Annotated in this window: 15 protein-coding genes and 3 tRNA genes; 11 read left to right on the forward strand and 7 right to left on the reverse strand. The window is 59.2% G+C overall.

The genetic code is table 11. The features are described 5' to 3' along the window. Window positions 1-153 precede the first annotated feature (153 nt). Both ABRP84_RS05400 and ABRP84_RS05405 read left to right on the forward strand, forming a co-directional pair. Window positions 154-230 (forward strand) — tRNA-Ile (locus ABRP84_RS05400). 9 nt (window positions 231-239) lie between these two features. Continuing rightward, a tRNA-Ala gene (locus ABRP84_RS05405) sits at window positions 240-312 on the forward strand. A gap of 135 nt (window positions 313-447) precedes the next feature. Here ABRP84_RS05405 and ABRP84_RS05410 read toward each other — a convergent pair. After that, window positions 448-1,638 carry an IS1249 family transposase gene (locus ABRP84_RS05410; RefSeq protein ID WP_349852950.1) on the reverse strand — a complete coding sequence of 397 codons (1,191 nt, stop codon included), beginning with the start codon at window positions 1,636-1,638 and terminating at the stop codon, window positions 448-450. 322 nt (window positions 1,639-1,960) lie between these two features. Here ABRP84_RS05410 and ABRP84_RS05415 point away from each other — a divergent pair, with 322 nt between their 5' ends. Both ABRP84_RS05415 and ABRP84_RS05420 read left to right on the forward strand, forming a co-directional pair. Further along, the gene (locus ABRP84_RS05415) at window positions 1,961-4,108 is read left to right on the forward strand and encodes a copper-translocating P-type ATPase (protein WP_084529647.1); all 2,148 of its coding nucleotides are present in this window, start codon (window positions 1,961-1,963) and stop codon (window positions 4,106-4,108) included. A 91-nt stretch (window positions 4,109-4,199) separates the two neighbouring features. Continuing rightward, entirely contained in the window at window positions 4,200-4,685 is a 486-nt protein-coding gene (locus tag ABRP84_RS05420) for a MarR family winged helix-turn-helix transcriptional regulator (RefSeq protein WP_023024654.1), read from the forward strand. On the opposite strand, the gene ABRP84_RS05425 is transcribed toward ABRP84_RS05420, so the two are convergent. Together ABRP84_RS05425 and ABRP84_RS05430 are read right to left on the reverse strand one after the other, a co-directional pair. Then, window positions 4,686-5,234, reverse strand: coding sequence for a DNA-3-methyladenine glycosylase (locus tag ABRP84_RS05425; protein WP_023024656.1), 549 nt, complete (start codon window positions 5,232-5,234; stop codon window positions 4,686-4,688). Continuing rightward, window positions 5,234-6,136: a polysaccharide deacetylase family protein gene (locus ABRP84_RS05430; protein WP_023024658.1), complete on the reverse strand. Its 903-nt coding sequence runs from the start codon at window positions 6,134-6,136 to the stop codon at window positions 5,234-5,236. The genes ABRP84_RS05425 and ABRP84_RS05430 overlap by 1 nt, the downstream gene beginning before the upstream one ends. Before the next feature lie 168 nt (window positions 6,137-6,304). Here ABRP84_RS05430 and ABRP84_RS05435 point away from each other — a divergent pair. Beyond that, a tRNA-Ala gene (locus tag ABRP84_RS05435) sits at window positions 6,305-6,377 on the forward strand. Between the two features lie 53 nt (window positions 6,378-6,430). Here the strand turns inward: ABRP84_RS05435 and ABRP84_RS05440 are convergent. The 3 genes from ABRP84_RS05440 to ABRP84_RS05450 all read right to left on the reverse strand — a co-directional run bounded on the left by ABRP84_RS05440 (window position 6,431) and on the right by ABRP84_RS05450 (window position 8,003). Beyond that, window positions 6,431-6,904, reverse strand: coding sequence for a GNAT family N-acetyltransferase (locus ABRP84_RS05440; protein ID WP_005276043.1), 474 nt, complete (start codon window positions 6,902-6,904; stop codon window positions 6,431-6,433). A gap of 35 nt (window positions 6,905-6,939) precedes the next feature. Continuing rightward, window positions 6,940-7,143 (reverse strand): hypothetical protein, encoded by a 204-nt coding sequence (locus tag ABRP84_RS05445; RefSeq protein WP_005276046.1) that lies wholly within the window; start codon window positions 7,141-7,143, stop codon window positions 6,940-6,942. A gap of 119 nt (window positions 7,144-7,262) precedes the next feature. Then, window positions 7,263-8,003, reverse strand: coding sequence for a hypothetical protein (locus ABRP84_RS05450; protein ID WP_023024661.1), 741 nt, complete (start codon window positions 8,001-8,003; stop codon window positions 7,263-7,265). A gap of 284 nt (window positions 8,004-8,287) precedes the next feature. On the opposite strand from ABRP84_RS05450, the gene ABRP84_RS05455 reads away from it, so the two are divergent. From ABRP84_RS05455 to ABRP84_RS05480, 6 genes are all read left to right on the forward strand, one after another. Beyond that, window positions 8,288-9,220, forward strand: coding sequence for a methylenetetrahydrofolate reductase (locus tag ABRP84_RS05455; protein ID WP_023024663.1), 933 nt, complete (start codon window positions 8,288-8,290; stop codon window positions 9,218-9,220). After that, window positions 9,207-11,477, forward strand: coding sequence for a 5-methyltetrahydropteroyltriglutamate--homocysteine S-methyltransferase (gene metE / locus ABRP84_RS05460; protein WP_023024665.1), 2,271 nt, complete (start codon window positions 9,207-9,209; stop codon window positions 11,475-11,477). The genes ABRP84_RS05455 and metE overlap by 14 nt, the downstream gene beginning before the upstream one ends. Window positions 11,478-11,597: 120 nt before the next feature. Continuing rightward, window positions 11,598-13,235: a dihydroxyacetone kinase family protein gene (locus ABRP84_RS05465; RefSeq protein WP_349852951.1), complete on the forward strand. Its 1,638-nt coding sequence runs from the start codon at window positions 11,598-11,600 to the stop codon at window positions 13,233-13,235. A 69-nt stretch (window positions 13,236-13,304) separates the two neighbouring features. Beyond that, window positions 13,305-13,835, forward strand: a complete 531-nt coding sequence (locus ABRP84_RS05470; RefSeq protein ID WP_005280498.1) for a peptidylprolyl isomerase — start codon at window positions 13,305-13,307, stop codon at window positions 13,833-13,835. Window positions 13,836-13,931: 96 nt separating this feature from the next. Then, window positions 13,932-14,579: a rhomboid family intramembrane serine protease gene (locus tag ABRP84_RS05475; RefSeq protein ID WP_349852952.1), complete on the forward strand. Its 648-nt coding sequence runs from the start codon at window positions 13,932-13,934 to the stop codon at window positions 14,577-14,579. 306 nt (window positions 14,580-14,885) lie between these two features. After that, complete coding sequence (locus ABRP84_RS05480; protein WP_349852953.1) at window positions 14,886-16,301, forward strand: phytoene desaturase family protein; 1,416 nt, start codon at window positions 14,886-14,888, stop codon at window positions 16,299-16,301. Here the strand turns inward: ABRP84_RS05480 and ABRP84_RS05485 are convergent. Further along, complete coding sequence (locus tag ABRP84_RS05485) at window positions 16,291-16,893, reverse strand: hypothetical protein (RefSeq protein WP_349852954.1); 603 nt, start codon at window positions 16,891-16,893, stop codon at window positions 16,291-16,293. The two genes, ABRP84_RS05480 and ABRP84_RS05485, sit on opposite strands and share 11 nt — an antisense overlap. Between the last annotated feature and the right edge of the window lie 246 nt (window positions 16,894-17,139).

Genomic DNA, 17,139 nt, shown 5'->3' on the forward strand with positions numbered 1-17,139 from the left:
ATGCCGGCAGCAAACGTTGCCGGCATTTTCTGGTTTTAAGCGCGAAGTAGGGTACTCATTAGGCCAACGAAGAGTGCCTTTGAAAACCTCTTTGAGCTGCCGATTTGTGTTCTTTCCGGGGTAGTATGTAAAGTTACATCTCGTTCCGCTAAAGGGCCTATAGCTCAGTCGGTTAGAGCGCATCGCTGATAACGATGAGGTCGCTGGTTCGATTCCAGCTAGGCCCACCACGGAACAATGGGGCATTAGCTCAATTGGTAGAGCATCTGCTTTGCAAGCAGAAGGTCAGGAGTTCGATTCTCCTATGCTCCACAGTATTAGTCCGGCTTCCTTAAGGGAGCCGGACTTTTTCGTGTGTCCAGGTCGGTGCCATTAGGTAGGGAGCCTTTCTGGGTTAAGTAGCAAAATGTGTGTCTGGTGGGCGTGTCGTCGGTTGGGCGCCTTTTGTCATTTCATGGGTCCTTTTCTGATTCCTATGGAGTGTGAGTATTCGGTTGGGATAGCGTTGTCGTAGAAGGCTGGTCGGCCTGTTTCCGGGTCGGCTGTGTTGTGGTCTTCTGGGGTAAGGCCTTGGACTTTGGCGAGTTGGTCTTGCCCGAAATTGCACTGCCTGGCGATCTCTAATGGGTCGTCAGGCAGTTGTGTTTGTGAATACAGGTACCATTCCAGCATTTTGCGTTGTCGTTCTCCTGTTCTTCCACGGTGAGCATCAGCGATGCGTTTGAGCGGGGCGTTAACTCCGCCTTCGAGGCTGTTTGTCGTTGCTACCCAACGCTGTGGCATAAGAGCATGTGGTGGTGGCTTAAGGTAGGTAAATAGATGTTGTTTCTGCGAAAGGTTTCGCAGTGATTTATAGGCTTGGCGAACGCGTAAATGGGTCCATTCCCACTTACGGTTGGACCTGCGGCGGTGTGTAGGGGTCAGGGTTTTCTCGGAAAGGAAGTGTTTATAGACCTGGCCGAAGTCATGCAGGTTCTTCGTCCATTCCCGTGCTTGGTCTAGGGTGCTGATTTTGGTTAATTGCAGTGCTAGGCCATAGATGGCTTTGCCGGCATCGGTGCGTGGGCGGCTGGTGGTGTATCGGCGGATTACGCGTTGGGCATGGACTAGGCAGCGCTGGATTGGTGTGTGTGGCCAGCATGTTGCGATGGCTGATTGGGCGCCGAGTCCGCTATCAAGTACGACGCATAACGGTGGCGCTATGTTTTTAAGTAATTGAATATAGGCGTCGGTGGATTCCTTTTTAGCCCAGTGCCAGGCAATGACGTGGTCATGGCTTGCTGCGACAAGCAGGCAGCCTGCCGCGGTGTAGGTGCCGTCGATGAAGATTTGGTCGTAGATTCGGTGAGGGTCCGGGGTATTAGGGATATCGATAAGCCAAAAGGGTTCAAACCGGCGGTTGAGAGTCCACCGGCTTATTCCTTGTTGCTGGGCAAGCTGGGGCAATGACGTTGTAGATACCGCGTAGCGGTAGAAGGCGCGGAAGTCCCGGGACTGGGTATGGTCAGTTCGTTGGCGCGTTAGGGAGCTTCCGCAGTTGGGGTCTTTGCATCGCCATCTGGTTTTCCCTTTGGATGTTGTGCCATTTTTCTTCATCTGCCCTGCACAAATAGGGCATCGTGGTCGGTTAGTAGTCACCGGAAAATTCAACCAGCTCACCACATACCACATGCAGGTGCCATTCCGGTGGATTGAACAAAAAGCAGGGCCGAATAAGCCCCAGAAGCTTATTCAGCTCCTATTTAAACAAGCTAACCAGCGCTTACGCTGAAACCGAGACACACTTCCTGCTACTTAACCCGCCTTTCTCGGCAGCTCCACTTCGCCTCTCATGCGAAAATGGCTCCTTTCGTTCCTGTAAATATACCTCCCCGGGGTATATGGTGGGGAGAGTAACCATCACTGTGTTCCACCGACGCTAGGATTCCTCTCGGTGCAGGGAGGAGAAGAAAGGAATTTTATGAGTACTTCCCACCAACACGGTGAGCATTCCGGTGCTCACCAGGCCGCGGAAGCGGACCATACGCAACACGCAGATCATGGCGGCCACGAAGGGCACTCTCACGGTGACCACCACGGTCACGAGCACGGGCATGGCCACGGTCACGGTCATGGCGATCACGCGGCGATGTTCCGCAGCCGCTTCTGGTGGTCGCTGCTGCTATCGGTACCGGTCGTCATCTTCAGCCCTATGGTCGCAGACTTGCTCGGCTACGGCGTACCCGAATTCAATGGTTCATCCTGGATTCCCCCGGTGCTTGGCACCATCATCTTCATTTATGGCGGCACGCCGTTCCTGCAAGGCGGCTGGTCGGAACTGAAATCCCGCCAGCCCGGGATGATGCTGCTTATCGCCATGGCTATTACCGTGGCGTTCGTCGCCTCATGGGTCACCACCTTGGGGATTGGAGGATTCGACCTAGATTTCTGGTGGGAGCTGGCCCTCCTGGTCGTCATTATGCTGCTGGGCCACTGGTTGGAGATGCGCGCCCTCGGCGCGGCCTCCTCCGCTTTGGACGCCTTAGCAGAACTGTTGCCTGACGAAGCCGAGAAGATCATCGATGGGCAGACCCACACCGTGCCAGTCTCTGAGCTGGCGGTGGATGACATAGTACTGGTCCGCGCTGGAGCGCGGGCGCCTGCCGATGGCACCATTGTTAAAGGCTCAGCCGAATTCGATGAATCCATGATCACCGGTGAATCCCGCCCAGTCTTCCGCGATAAAGGTGAGCGCGTGGTCGCCGGTACGGTGGCCACCGATAACACCGTCCGCGTCCAGGTAGAAGCCATCGGAGGAGATACGGCCCTGGGCGGTATCCAAAGCATGGTCGCCGAGGCGCAGGAATCCTCCTCCCGCGCCCAAGCCCTGGCCGATCGCGCCGCAGCGTTGCTCTTCTGGTTCGCGCTGAGCGCAGCCATCATTACCGCGGTGGTCTGGGCCATTATCGGAAGCCCAAGCGACGCCGTGGTGCGCACCGTTACCGTGCTCGTCATCGCTTGCCCCCACGCCCTTGGTTTGGCTATCCCACTGGTCATTGCGATCTCTACCGAGCAGGCCGCACAGTCTGGGGTACTCATCAAGGAACGTATGGCGTTGGAGCGCATGCGCACCATCGACGCCGTTCTCTTCGATAAGACCGGTACCCTGACCGAAGGCGCTCATGCCGTTACCGGTGTCGCAACCGTTGAGGACATCAGCGAGGGGCAGCTGCTAGCAGTGGCCGCCGCGGCCGAGGCCGATAGTGAACACCCGTTGGCCCGCGCCATCGTCAAGGCAGCCGAAGACCACGCGGAAGCATCCCAGGAGCAGCTGCACAGCACCGATTTCAGTGCGGCCGCCGGCCGGGGAATCAAGGCCACCGTCGATGGGGCAGAGGTCCTCGTCGGTGGGCCGAATATGCTGCGCGAGCTAGAGCTTGCCACCCCTGGGGTGTTCGATGCGCAGGTTGAAGAGTGGTCCCAGCGCGGCGCAGGTGTTCTGCACGTCGTGCGCGATGGTCAGATCATTGGCGCTCTCGCGGTCGAAGACAAGATTCGTCCCGAATCCCGCGCGGCCGTACAGGCCCTCCAAGAGCAGGGCGTCAAGGTTGCGATGATCACTGGCGATGCCACGCAGGTCGCTGAGGCCGTTGGCGAAGAACTGGGTATTGACGAGGTCTTTGCCGAAGTCCTGCCGCAGGACAAGGACTCCAAGGTCACCGAATTACAAGAGCGCGGCCTGGCCGTGGCCATGGTTGGCGATGGCGTCAACGACGCCCCAGCCTTGGCCCGCGCGGAAGTCGGCATCGCCATTGGCGCCGGCACCGATGTCGCCATGGAATCCGCCGAGGTGGTGCTCGCCAGCGATGACCCACGGTCGGTGCTTTCGATGATCACCTTGTCGCGCGCTAGCTACCGCAAGATGATCCAAAACCTTATTTGGGCATCTGGCTACAACATCATTGCCGTGCCCTTGGCGGCAGGCGTACTCGCACCCATCGGTGTCGTGCTCTCCCCGGCGGCCGGTGCGGTATTGATGTCGCTATCGACCATCGTGGTGGCATTCAACGCGCAGTTGCTCCGCCGGATTGAATTGGACCCAGCACGTTTGGCACCCACCAGCCACTAGGCGGATCAGTCCAGGCTCGGATAACCGGGATGGGACTCCGGCTATTTGGGGATTATTTTAGAATTGAAGTCCAGTTGCTAAAATAATCCTCATGACCGAGCGGGACGACTTTTGGCTGGAAGAGGATGAACTAGCAGCATTCATGTCCCTGATGAGCGTGAATGTCCGGCTCACCAATATTCTGGACGCGCAGCTGCGCGATGATGCCAAGCTAAGCTTCTTTGAATATACGGTGCTCTCACGGCTATCAGAGGCCGATAACCATGAGATGCGCATGCGGGATCTTGCGATTACCGCAAATGGCTCCCTGTCCCGCCTGAGCCAGGTCGTCACCCGCCTGGAGCGCCAGGGCTGGGTCGTGCGGCGTCCTTGCCCCAATGATGGGCGGACGACGATGGCGCACCTTACCGATAGCGGCTGGGACAAGGTAGTAGAAACCGCCCCAGGCCACGCCAAGCAGGCCCGCCGATCCGTTATCGATAATCTGACCCGCGCCCAGATTCATCAGATGACCCAAATTAATGAGCGCATCATCAAAGCCATCGAAGCCGATGAGCGCTACGGCGGCCGCTATTAATTATTTTTTGGGATAGCCGCGGCGGCCGGAAACGGTCTTATCAAAGGGAATCCAAAACCTGAGGGCTGCTTCCTGGTTTTTGGAGATACCAATGCGCGGGCCGCGCACCCATTCCGGTGCAGACTCGCGCTCAGAAAGCTGCACTGGCAGGTGGTTATCCTCCAGCGTTGCTCCCAGAGCTTTTCCGAGGTTCCCGGGGCCGCGGGCTAGGTTATGAAAATCGCTGGTGCCGCGTCGTGCAAAGGCGGTATCGATCCCGGATAGCACCTCACCGCCGCGCAGTAGGCACCCTTGGCCCACGCCTTCGGGCGCGCACACGATATTGACATTGCGGTGGATACCGTAAGAGGCATACACATACAGTCGGCCGGGTGGGCCGAACATGGCGGCATTGCGCGGGGTTTTCCCACGAAAGGTATGGGCGGCGGCATCGTCCGTGCCCAAGTAGGCCTCGACTTCCGTGAGGCGAATGCTCACCCCAGCGTGCGTGATGACGCAGCCAAGGAGCTGCGGAGCGACGACATCAGCTGTGTGGGAGAAATCAATCATTAACGGGAGTAGTAGCGCTTTCCGTCTACCGGGGTGCGCAGCAACTCATCGAGGCTGACCGGCTCCAAGCCCTTGGCGCGCAGGCCATCGATAATGCACTCGGCCGCATTGACGGTGGTCGGATGAATATCGTGCATCAAGACGATGGAGCCTGGGTTAGCATCCTGAACGGCGGCGTTGCAGACGTGCTGCGAGTCGCGGATCTTCCAGTCCAAGGTATCCACGTTCCATAGGGCCTGCGACAAGCCCTTATCCCTGGCTACCTGGTCAACCGTCTCATTGGTGGCACCGTAGGGCGGGCGCAGCCATTTCGGATTTTGTCCGGTGGCATTGCGGATCGCCGCATTGCCGGCGTCGATTTCTTGGGCAATATCGCCGTAAGCTAGCTGGTTGAGCTGGCGATGGGTCTTGGTGTGATTGCCAATGGTGTGACCTTCTGCCTGCATGCGCTGGAGCGCTTGGGGGTACTGGTAGGCGTGATCCGCTAACACCATGAAGCTGGCGTGGGCGTTTTTCGCCTTAAAGGTATCCAAGAGCTGGTTGGTATAAGGGCTTGGGCCATCGTCAAAGGTAAGAGCCACGCAATTCGGACAGTCGACGCCGTTGCCCTGGGGCTGCGGGGCTGGTTGTGGTGCGGCCCCGGCCTGGGGATCTGGTGCGGGTGCGGCCTCGTTCTGCGGCTCGTCTTGTGGCGCTACCGTGGAGACAAGGTCCTGTGCTTGCGCGCGGGTGCTGTCGATACGGCTTTGAATATCGGTCTGAATCTCAGAAACCGCGGATTGGATATTAGGTTCTGAAGACCCGGCTGCTTTAGGGGTGCCTTCGAGGAATTGCGCATTGGCGCAGGCGGGAAGGGCAGCGGTGGCGAGCACGGTGAGCGCGGAGGTAAGAAGTCGACGCATACTTTTCCTAGGAACGAGGACAGATGGGCACGATTAGCCAGCCTACTCCACTGCGAAGGGAATTATGGATTAAACGCGTGTGATAAATGTGATAGAAGTAAATCACTGTGCCGCGGTGTCTTCGGCATTTTTGGAATGAGCGGCTGCAGTAGTAAAGTACAAGCCACTGGGGCATTAGCTCAATTGGTAGAGCATCTGCTTTGCAAGCAGAAGGTCAGGAGTTCGATTCTCCTATGCTCCACAGGAAAAGTCCGGATTCTGGTCAAAGAATCTGGACTTTAGTCATGCATAGGGTTATAAAAAGCGCTTGACCATGATGTAATGCTCGGCGTACACACCCACATGCTCGAAGCCCAAGCGTTCATAAAGCCCCTGAGCACGCGGATTATCGGGGTGGACGGCCAGGGAAATGCCGGGCGCTTTGAGGGTCTGGGCGAGGGAAATGGCGGCATCGATAAGCGCGGTGGCAATGCCCTGCCCCGCAAAGCGGCTTTCTACCGCGATGGCAAATTCTGGGATGGCCGGTTCGACGAATCCGTAACCGTGATTGTCCTCGGTGCCCCAATTGAGCCACACACCGCCGGCGGGCACGAGGTCCTCCCAAGCGATGAAACCTCCTTGGTTGGGCTCCCAATTTTCCACGTAAAAGGAAAAATCATCGGCAAAACCGGAAGAAAGCTCGCCTCGTTCATCACCGAACGTATCGGTCAGGAAGTTGAGGCGAGCTATATAAGTGCGATCGGATTCTTGTGTCGCGCGAATTTCCATAATCCCCAGGATATATGAAGAATCCGCAGGGCTAGTTAAGCCAAGTGATAGTTATGCACGTCCGCGCCGTTGAATTCGCGCATTTCACCGGATTCGTCAACGGAGCGGAAGGTAGCGCCGTTATCGATGGCAAAGCGGAGGTTATCCACGCGCGGGGAGGGATCATCGGTTACTGGGCCTGCGGGGAAATAGTACGTTGAACCGTCTTTGAGCTTGACGGTGAGAGACTCAAAGCTCATTGTTTATCTCCTTGTAGAAAGCCTTAATGGGTGAATTCAAGCAGGAGATTTTTGATTAGGCAAAGCAATGAGATCTAGGCAACGCCTACTGCACCCCCACGGCGGGGGTGAGAAAGGAACTACTGCTCGTCAGACTGCAGGCGGTGCTTGCCCTCACTCTGGTGGTCATCGGTGATGCGGCTGGTATCCGCTTCCTCTGCAGCGGCCTCTTCTTCCTCGCGGTGCTTGGCCAGCTGCTCATCGATGGAACCCAAAAGTTCCTCGTCGCGCACGGCACCCTCTTCGGCAAGATCCGAATCGGATTCGGGCTTAGCTTCGCTGGTGGAGGTGTATACCAAGGTGGATTCTGGGGCGGTGTTCTGGGTGCCGCCACGGTAGTCATCCACGCGCGGTGGAGTCTGGGAAGGCTTGTCATTGGAGCGCAGCCAGTAATAAATCGCGCCGGTTGCCGCGGTAAGCAGGGCAACGATTCCTGCAACGGTCCAGAACTTCGAAGACTTCTTGTCCTTCTTGGTCTGCTTCTTTGCCGCCTTGGTGGCCTTCTTCTTAGTTTGCTTGCGGGCCTTCTTTGCCTTCTTGGTGGCTTCTTTTTTGGCCTCATCGAAACGCTCGACGGCGTCTTCGCGGTAGTTATTGAATTCCTCTAGGGCGCGCTCGAGGCGGGAGTGCGCGGCCTGGGTGACGGCGCCGGCCTGCTTGCGGGCCTCATCAAAGGTGCTGTTGTCTTCCTTTTGCATCTGTTGGGCAGCCTCTTCGAGGGCGGTATAAGTTTCGCGGGATTTTTCTTGCCGGTAATCGCGCAATTGCTTCCACACATTGGAACCGGTCTTGAACGCCATTTTCACTGCGGTGGGGTTCATTGATGCAGGTGCTCCTTAGATGAGATTTATTTGTCCTTTTCATCCAGCATAGTGGCCAACTTGACACCCCACCACTGTTTTGGCGGGGGATTCAGGGGTGGAATCAACCATAAAATAGACCGCTTGGTTCAGAATGGAGTATTAATATTCACGCCGATTTTGGCTAACCGCGCTGTTTATGGGCCTGCAAAGGTAATACCATTAGCGTCGCGCTACCCCGCAAACTGAACAGCTTGGTACGTTTTCCTCCAGACAGCAATTGAGATCGGGAAAAGGAGGTGACTATGAGCCCGCGATTTTCGGCGTCAGCACCATTGGATTCCATGAGTGAAGAAGAGCTAATGGTGCCGGAGCGTTTGGCGCTATCTTTCGAGGTAATTCCGCCGCGCCACGACGCCGATGAAGCCAAGATCGACCGTTTGCTGCAAACCTTGGAAAGTTACCACCCGGATTATATTGCGGTGACAAGTTCCAAACGGTCCGGTTGGCTCGAAGGGACTACGGCCTTTATCGAGCGGATTTCGCGCACCACCTCGATGCGCCCGCTTGCGCACCTGGCTTGCACGGCTGGTTCGCGCACGGAACTTATCGGCTGGACTAACCGATTGGTCGATGCCGGTGTCCGCGGCCTGCTGGCCCTACGCGGGGACCTGCCAGAGGAAGGCTTGCCGGAGCACTATCCGCAGCATGCCGATGAATTGATAAGCCTCATCCGGCAATTGGAAAAGCAACAAGCCGCGCGGTTCGCCGCTGGCCGCCTGGCCGTCGGAGTCGCGTGCTATCCCAGCGGGCACGTTGAATCTAAAAACGAAGATGAAGATTTTGACGTCTTGCTCAAAAAGCAACGCCTCGGCGCGGACTTCGCCATTACCCAGCTATTCTTCGATGCCCAGGATTACCTGCGCTTTACCAAAAAGGCCCAACTGGCCGGGGTGCATATTCCCCTTATTCCGGGAATCATGCCCATGACCAGCCTGCGCCGGGTGGAGCGAATGGGAGAGCTGTCCGGGCTCGCCGTACCCGAAAGGGTGCGGTCGGCGCTCGCGGCAGCGACAACCCCAGAAGAAGAATACGAAACCGGCATGGAACTGACCGCCGAACTAGCCCGCGACATCGTGGCTGGCGGGGCGAGCGGGCTCCATATATATACCCACAACAACCCCGACAATACTCACGACCTACTAACCCGAATCGGAGTAGACAATGACCAACGCTAATTTCCCCAAGGCGACAATTGAGGGCTATCCCCGCATTGGCGCCAACCGCGAGTTGAAGCGCGCGCTCGAGTCCTACTGGGCCGGCCGCATCGATGCGGAGACCTTCGAATCCGCCGCGCACTCGCTGCGCCTCGATACCTACAACCGCCTGCGCGACCTCGGCCTGACCGAGGATTACGCCATCCCGGCGGACGTCGCTTACTACGACCAGGTGCTCGAAACCGCACTGACCGTCGGTGCCGTTGCCGGTGAAACCCTGGATGATGAGTTCACCCTGGCCCGCGGTAATAAGGACACCGCGCCGCTGGAGATGACCAAGTGGTTCGACACCAACTACCACTACATTGTGCCGGAAATTGCCGATGACCACGCTTTTAATGCGCACCCACAGCGCATTATCAAGCTGGTAGAAGAAGCCCGCGAAGCAGGCCACACCGTGCGCCCGTACCTCGTTGGCCCGGTTACCCTGTTGGCCCTGTCCAAGCAGGCCGAGGGTGCAGCCAAGGCCCCGCTCGAGCGCCTAGATGATGCCGTTGCCGCCTACCAGGAGGTCCTCGCGGAGCTGCACAAGGCCGGCGTGGAGTGGATTCAGTTGGCAGAACCTGCCCTCGTTGCAGACCTGACCAACGCCAGCGATGAGGACTTGGCTGCATATACCAAGCAGGCATACTCCGCCATCCTGGGTGCAGAAGAGCGCCCACAGGTCTACCTGACCACCCCGTACGGCTCTGCCCGCAAGGGCCTCGATGTCATCGCAGAGCTCAAGCCAGAGGCCGTTCAGGTTGACCTTTCTGTCGGCACCCTGGCCCTGGATGAGGGCTACCTCGAGCGCGTGAAGAACCTGAACACCCACGTCGTTGCCGGCCTTGTCGATGGCCGCAATGTTTGGGCCGCCAACCTGCGCGACCTGCGCTCCAAGTACGAGGACCTGGCCGGCAGCATCGATGAACTGTCCGTATCCACCTCCGTGTCCTTGCAGCACGTGCCGCACTCCGTCGAGGCAGAATCCAAGCTGCCTGCCGATGTCGCCCCGTGGTTCTCCTTCGCCAATGAAAAGGTCAAGGAAGTCGTCGCCCTAGTACAGGGCCCGGAGGCAGCCGAAGAGGCCTACAGCGTCAGCGACCGCGCCGTGCGCACCCGCGCCGAGTCCGAGCGCATCAACAACGCCGCCGTGCAAGAGCGCATCTCTCAGCTGCCGGAAGGCGAGGTCAAGCGCGAGCCGGCCTTCAACGAGCGCAAGGAAGCACAGAAGGAGCTCGGCCTGTCTGAGCTTCCGACCACCACCATCGGTTCCTTCCCGCAGACCAAGGAAATCCGCCAGGCGCGTGCCGCGCACCGCAAGGGCGAGCTTTCTGATGCTGACTACAACTCCGCCCTCAAGGACGAGGTTAAGTCCGTCATCGAACTGCAGGAGCGCCTCGGCCTGGACGTCCTGGTTCACGGCGAACCGGAGCGCAATGACATGGTGCAGTACTTCGCGGAGCTGCTCGATGGCTTCGTTACCACCGAAAACGGCTGGGTACAGTCCTACGGTTCCCGTTGCACCCGTCCGCCAATCGTTGTGGGTGACATCTCCCGCCCGGCTGCTATGACCACCGAGTGGTCGAAGTTTGCACAGTCGCTTTCGGAAAAGCACGTCAAGGGCATGCTGACCGGCCCGGTCACCATCCTGGCATGGTCCTTCGTCCGCGATGACGTGCACCAGTCCGTATCCGCGGACCAGCTGGGCGTGGCACTGGCAGACGAGGTTCGTGACCTGGAGGAAGCCGGCATTGACATCATCCAGATCGATGAGCCAGCCCTGCGCGAGCTGCTGCCGCTGCGCGAGCAGGACCGCAAGGCCTACCTGGACTGGGCAGTGCGTTCCTTCCGCCTGGTAGCCCTCGAGGCCAAGCCCACCACCCAGATCCACACCCACCTGTGCTACTCGGAGTTCGGCCAGATCATCGACGCCGTCGCCGGCCTGGACGCAGACGTCACCTCCATCGAGGCTGCACGCTCCCGCATGGAACTGCTGGAGGATATCGATGAGACCTTCCACTCTGAGATTGGACCTGGTATCTACGATATCCACTCCCCGCGCGTGCCTTCCGTGGAGGAAATGGCAGAGCTTATCCGCGCCGCACTCAAGAACGTGCCGCTGGATCGCCTGTGGGTTAACCCGGACTGCGGCCTGAAGACCCGCGGTTACGAGGAGACCGAAACCTCCCTGCGCAACATGGTGGAAGCCCGCGATGTGGTGCGCAACGCCCTCTAAATAGAATCTGCGAAATTCTAGGTTCTTAAAGGAAACGCTATGCAGCCGGTCTGCATAGCGTTTTCGTGATCTTGTACCCACCCGCGACGCTATGGCCGGATCCGGATTACCGTGGGCGCTATGAAGCACTCAGCATTTCGCAATAGCCAAGAATCCTTCCTGTCTGATTCCCTGGCCGGGTTCATCGCCCAGCATCCCGATGCCACCTGGCACGACGCGGGCTTCATCGGGCGCAGCACCCCGCTGCGCACGGCCGATGATAAACCGGCTGTCGCGGTCATCTCCGGTGGCGGATCCGGCCACGAGCCCATGCACGCCGGCTTCATTGGGCAAGGCATGCTCGCTGCCGCCTGCCCGGGCCTGCTGTTTACCTCCCCGAATGCGGTTCAGGTCAGCGAAGCCACGCAGTGGGCCGATCAGGGTAGGGGAGTGTTGCACATTGTGAAGAATTACACCGGCGATGTCATGAACTTCACCGTGGCGCGCAATGCTGCAGAGGCCGTAGATACTCGTTCCGTCTTGGTTGCCGATGATATTGCTACCGAAGGCACCGGCGAGGGCCCTGGCCGGCGCGGTACGGGTGCCACGATCCTGGTGGAAAAGGCGGCCGGTGCCGCGGCGTACCGCGGCGATGACTTGGATAAGGTCACCGAGCTTGCGAAACGGACCGCCGATCAATCCCGCAGCATGTCCGTGGCACTGGGATCCGGCTTTTTGCCCACCACTGGGCGCGATACCTTTGATTTGGACGACGGGCACATGGAAGTCGGTGTGGGCATCCACGGCGAGCCTGGCACGCACACGGAGAAGGTTGATAATGCCCATGCCATCGTGGCCACCGTGCTGGAAAAGCTGGGTGCTGCCCTCGACATCAGCAGCGGCGACGAGGTGGTGTGCCTAGTCAATGGCTTGGGCGGCACCACGCCTTTGGAGCTGAGCCTGGTCTTTGGCGAGGCTTCCGCGCAGCTAGCGGAGAAGGGAATTACGGTAGTGCGCTCCATGGTGGGCAACTTCGTCACCGCGGTCAATATGCACGGCGTATCCATCACGCTGCTCAAGGCGGACGATGAGCTGCTCGAGCTTATCGATGCCCCAACCCAAGCCCCCGCCTGGCCGCATACCTTGGGCGGTACAAAGCAGGTGGAATCGGCGCGGATTACCTTTGAAGATGAACTGCCCACCGAAGGCGAAGAGAACCAGTGGTTGAGTGACTTCGTTGACCGGGTGCAATCTTCCATCGAGGAGCTGACCGAGCTCGACCGCAAGGCCGGCGATGGAGACTTCGGTACCAATATGGAGGCGGCGCTGGAAAGCATTAAACTGCCGCTGCGCGGTGCGGATGATGAGATTTTCACCGGCCTGGCCAAGCGCTTCCTCGTTCTTGCGGGCGGAACCTCGGGCGCGGTCTTCGGCAGCTTCTTCAATGACATGGCCCGCGCGGAGACCTTAGCGGAAGGTTTGAGCAGCGCGGCGGAGTTCATTCAAGAACTGGGCGGCGCGCAGCGCGGTGATTGCACCATGCTCGATGCGCTCATTCCGGCCGCGGAGAAGGCGCAAGAAATCGGTGCGGAGCGCCCAGACGAGCAAACGCTCCAGACCCTGTACGAGGCCGCTCGCGAGGGCGTGGAGGAAACCGGAAAGATCGCCGCCAAGAAGGGGCGCGCGTCCTATCTGGGCGATCGCAGCAAGGGAGTCATTGATCCCGGTGCTCTCGTGGTTAGCTGGCTATTTGGGGGACAAGCCCTGTCAGCTGAGTAGGGGAGAACGATAGCGCGATCGCTGAGAGCGTTATGTCTTGCACAGCGGAGAGGAAGTAAATTCTTTACAATGGCTGGCATGACTCAGAAGACCGCAACTGCAACGATGCATACCAACTACGGCGATATTGTTATCGATCTCTTCGGTAACCACGCACCGGTAACCGTTGAAAACTTCATCGGTTTGGCCAAGGGCGAAAAGGACTACTCCACCCAGAACGCAAAGGGCGAGCAGTCCGGCCCGTTCTACGATGGCGCCATCTTCCACCGCATCATCGATAACTTCATGATCCAGGGCGGCGACCCCACCGGCACCGGCCGCGGTGGCCCGGGCTACCAGTTCCAGGACGAGTTCCACCCAGAGCTGCAGTTCGACCGCCCATTCCTGCTGGCCATGGCCAATGCTGGCCCAGGCACCAACGGTTCCCAGTTCTTCATCACCGTGGCGCCGACCCCGCACCTGAACAACCACCACACCATCTTCGGTGAGGTCACTGACCCTGCTTCGCAGGAAGTTGTTTCCAAGATTGGCAAGGTCGATACCGACCGCATGGATCGTCCGCACGAGGACGTTGTCATCGAGTCCATCGATATCGCCTAAGCGTTTTCTCGCTCCGCGCCCGGCACCACACCCTTCCCGTGGTGCCGGGTTCGTTTAGTTTTATCCGATTGCCAGTAAAGGATCAGTTTCCACGCCATGGTGAAAAACTATCTGCGAACCGCCCCCGTTACCTCGACCATCGCCGCGATCTGCATCATCGCGTGGTCAATTACCGCGGTACAAGCTCGCACATTGGGCGAGACCTTCTTTCTCTCCACGCTGAGCCAAGACTGGGCCTTGTGGGGGCCGCAGTACGCCGATGCGCCGCTCACGGCGCTGTCCTCGGAATTCATGCACTTGGACGGCGGGCACCTCGCGGTCAATATGGTGATGCTGCTGCTTATCGGTAGGGAAGTAGAGCGCGCCCTCGATACCGGGCTATACATTGCCGCGTACCTGGTTTCTTGTTTGGGCGCTTCCGCCATGGTGCTGTGGTTCGATTTTGGCACTCCCACGGTAGGGGCCTCCGGGGCGATCTTTGCGCTGATGGGCATGCTGGTGGGCGCCTTCCGGCAACGCGGGATGGATCTGCGCGCGCCCATCGTCCTCTTATTGGTCAATGTGGGCTATACCTTCGTCGCAGAGGGTGTCTCCCTGTGGGGGCATCTTGGTGGCTTGTGCACCGGCATCATCTTGAGCTTGTTCCTCTTCCATCGAAACAATTCCGTGCGCTGGGCGGGTGTCGCTCTCACCGCTGCGGTCATCATTGTGTTATTAGCCCTGCGAGCTGGGGTTTGGGGATAACTGTGGAATTTGATCACCGGAATGGGTGTGCGAAAGAAATCCACAATAGTTATCCACATTGTGGATAACCACATTCTTGTAATTTACCGAACGCTTTTCCGGAGTTTTCCCTGATCACACAGGTTATAGCGGTATCGGCGGCCGAAAAATCACCTGTGGAAGCCCGTGAAAACACTTATCCACAGGGTGGGGATAAGTCTGTGAAATAAATATTCCACAGGTTTCTTCCACAGCCTGTGGATAACTTTGTACCCATCGTGTGGGCGAATAGGTAGATTGGGGCCACTGACCTGCACAAGGAGGATTGTGGATAAACAACCGCACGCTGTGATCGTCGGCGCAGGGCCCAATGGGCTCACCGCCGCGGCCCGCCTCGCCACGGCCGGTTGGCACGTGGATGTGTATGAGAGCGCCAGCCACCCGGGTGGGGCAGCGGCATCGTCGACGGAGATCTTTCCGGGCACCATCGTTGATCTTGGCGCGGCCGGTCACCCCTTCGGCATCGCGAGCCCGGCCTTCCGCGCACTCGATCTGGAATCCCACGGCCTGCGCTGGCGCCATGCGCGCTATCCCATGGCCCATCCACTGGAGGGCGCGCCGGTGGGCATTCTCCACAATTCCCTAGAGGAGACCGCCGCGGGGCTCGGCACCGATGCCCGGGCGTGGACCCACCTGCACGGCCACGTGGTGCGCAATATCGACGCACACGTGAATAACGCGCTCACCCCGCTGGTGCGCTGGCCCGAGCACCCGGTGCGCTTGGCGCAATTCGGCGCGCCGGGCGTGCTTCCGGCGAGCGCGCTCGCGCGGGCGGCATTTACTTCCCCGCAGGCCCGCGCCTTATTCGCCGGTAGCGCGGTGCACGCCATTACCTCGCCTACCAGGTCTTTTACCTCCGCTTTCGGCCTGCTCTTTGGCGCGCTCGGCATGACCCGCGGCTGGCCGGTGGTAGAAGGCGGCACGCAGGCGCTTGCCGATGCCCTCGTCTCCCTCCTCCGCTCCCACAACGCCCGCATCTACACCGGCGCCGACATCACGGATGTGCGCAGCCTGCCCCGCGCGGATGCCCTTATCCTCAATCTCACCCCGCGCCAGATCCTTAGGCTGGGCGGGCTCGACCTTCCTGCACGGACTCGACGAAACCTGCGGCGGTGGCGCTATGGCAGCGCGGTGTACAAGGTGGATTTTCACTTAAGCGAACCCGTGCCGTGGGCCGATCCCCGCGTGGGCCAAGCCGGCACCGTCCACGTGGGCGGCAGCGTGGAGGAGATCAGTGGGGCGGAAAGGGACATCGGCAAGCGCCGCATGCCCGTAAATCCCCTGGTCATGGTGTGTCAGCAATATGTGGCTGACCCGTCGCGCGGCCTGGCGCTGTGGACCTATGCCCACGTGCCGCACGGCTACCAGGAGCGCTACCCGGGTGAGGTTAGTGAACTTATTGCCCAGCAGATAGAGCGTTTCGCACCCGGTTTTCGCGATACCATCCTGGCCACCCGCGCGACGAGCCCAGCTGACCTGGAACGCTGGAACCCCAACCTGGTGGGCGGCGATATCGCCGGTGGCGCGATGACCGGGCTGCAGACCGTGCTGCGCCCGCGCCTCTCCGCGCACCCGCACCGGCTCGCGCCGGGAATATTCATGGCTTCGGGGTCCACCGCGCCCGGGGCCGGCGTCCATGGCATGCCCGGCTGGTGGGCCGCGGGGGATGTGGCTACCCCTTAATAGGAGCCCGGCGTTCACAGTAGAGGAATACCGCACCGATCATCCACAGCGTTACTGCGGCTAGATATCCAGGGGTGGTCGTGGTCTGCGGCTCGATACTATTGCCGGGAATGAGGCCGGTGACTAATGGCTCCAGTACGAAACCGAGCACGGCAACGTAATCTAGCCAGCCCAACCTGTGGGAAAATGCCCCCGCCGCGCCGAAAAGTGGCCCGGCGATAAGGGCAAAGAGGAACCACGCGGCATTGGAGGAAAAGGCCGTCTGCCAGTCGTAGATGCCAAAGGCGAAAAGCAGCCCGTAGTGCACCGCCAACATGAGCAGGAGTATGCCGGCTCCTGCGAAAAAGGCCGTGGTCCACCGGTGGGAGCACGCCTTGCCCATGAGGTAAGCAAATAGCGCCCACACCATGCCAGAGCCCAGCACTGGGCCAAGGTAATTGCGTAAGGACAGGCGCGCGGGTGCGGTGCCTTCGATCAGGGCGGGATCAGAAAACGCGATATGGACGACGGCATAGGCCACCGAGACGGCTAAGCCGGCCAAGAGAACGTACTGGGACCGGTGCCGCGGCGGTGCGGGTGAACGACTGGTCATGGTGTGCTCCTTGAGATGAGGATCCCGCCATGTCCGAGGCGAGTACTTGTGAAGGACATGAAACGGTTATTATTTCAATAATAATAATTGCATGCGCGATATCGCGGAAGAGCACTCTTAGTGGTCATTTAGACAGTAGATCGCACCCAATTTATCCCTGCGCTTTTGCAGGGTAGCTGCTTGATGACAAGACCGGAGGGCCCAGTTGAGCAGACTGATTATCAAGGCAATGAGCGTGGATATGTC

The sequence above is a fragment of the Corynebacterium sp. KPL2861 genome (assembly GCF_040225475.1).
Classification (GTDB): domain Bacteria; phylum Actinomycetota; class Actinomycetes; order Mycobacteriales; family Mycobacteriaceae; genus Corynebacterium.

Coding starts and splice junctions, on each gene's coding strand:
- ABRP84_RS05430 (WP_023024658.1), bottom strand. CDS start 6,136: ATGCGTCGACTTCTTACCTCCGCGCTCACCGTGCTCGCCACCGCTGCC.
- ABRP84_RS05415 (WP_084529647.1), top strand. CDS start 1,961: ATGAGTACTTCCCACCAACACGGTGAGCATTCCGGTGCTCACCAGGCC.
- ABRP84_RS05420 (WP_023024654.1), top strand. CDS start 4,200: ATGACCGAGCGGGACGACTTTTGGCTGGAAGAGGATGAACTAGCAGCA.
- ABRP84_RS05475 (WP_349852952.1), top strand. CDS start 13,932: ATGGTGAAAAACTATCTGCGAACCGCCCCCGTTACCTCGACCATCGCC.
- ABRP84_RS05445 (WP_005276046.1), bottom strand. CDS start 7,143: ATGAGCTTTGAGTCTCTCACCGTCAAGCTCAAAGACGGTTCAACGTAC.
- ABRP84_RS05470 (WP_005280498.1), top strand. CDS start 13,305: ATGGCTGGCATGACTCAGAAGACCGCAACTGCAACGATGCATACCAAC.
- ABRP84_RS05450 (WP_023024661.1), bottom strand. CDS start 8,003: ATGAACCCCACCGCAGTGAAAATGGCGTTCAAGACCGGTTCCAATGTG.
- ABRP84_RS05485 (WP_349852954.1), bottom strand. CDS start 16,893: ATGACCAGTCGTTCACCCGCACCGCCGCGGCACCGGTCCCAGTACGTT.
- ABRP84_RS05455 (WP_023024663.1), top strand. CDS start 8,288: ATGAGCCCGCGATTTTCGGCGTCAGCACCATTGGATTCCATGAGTGAA.
- ABRP84_RS05440 (WP_005276043.1), bottom strand. CDS start 6,904: ATGGAAATTCGCGCGACACAAGAATCCGATCGCACTTATATAGCTCGC.
- ABRP84_RS05425 (WP_023024656.1), bottom strand. CDS start 5,234: ATGATTGATTTCTCCCACACAGCTGATGTCGTCGCTCCGCAGCTCCTT.
- ABRP84_RS05465 (WP_349852951.1), top strand. CDS start 11,598: ATGAAGCACTCAGCATTTCGCAATAGCCAAGAATCCTTCCTGTCTGAT.
- metE (WP_023024665.1), top strand. CDS start 9,207: ATGACCAACGCTAATTTCCCCAAGGCGACAATTGAGGGCTATCCCCGC.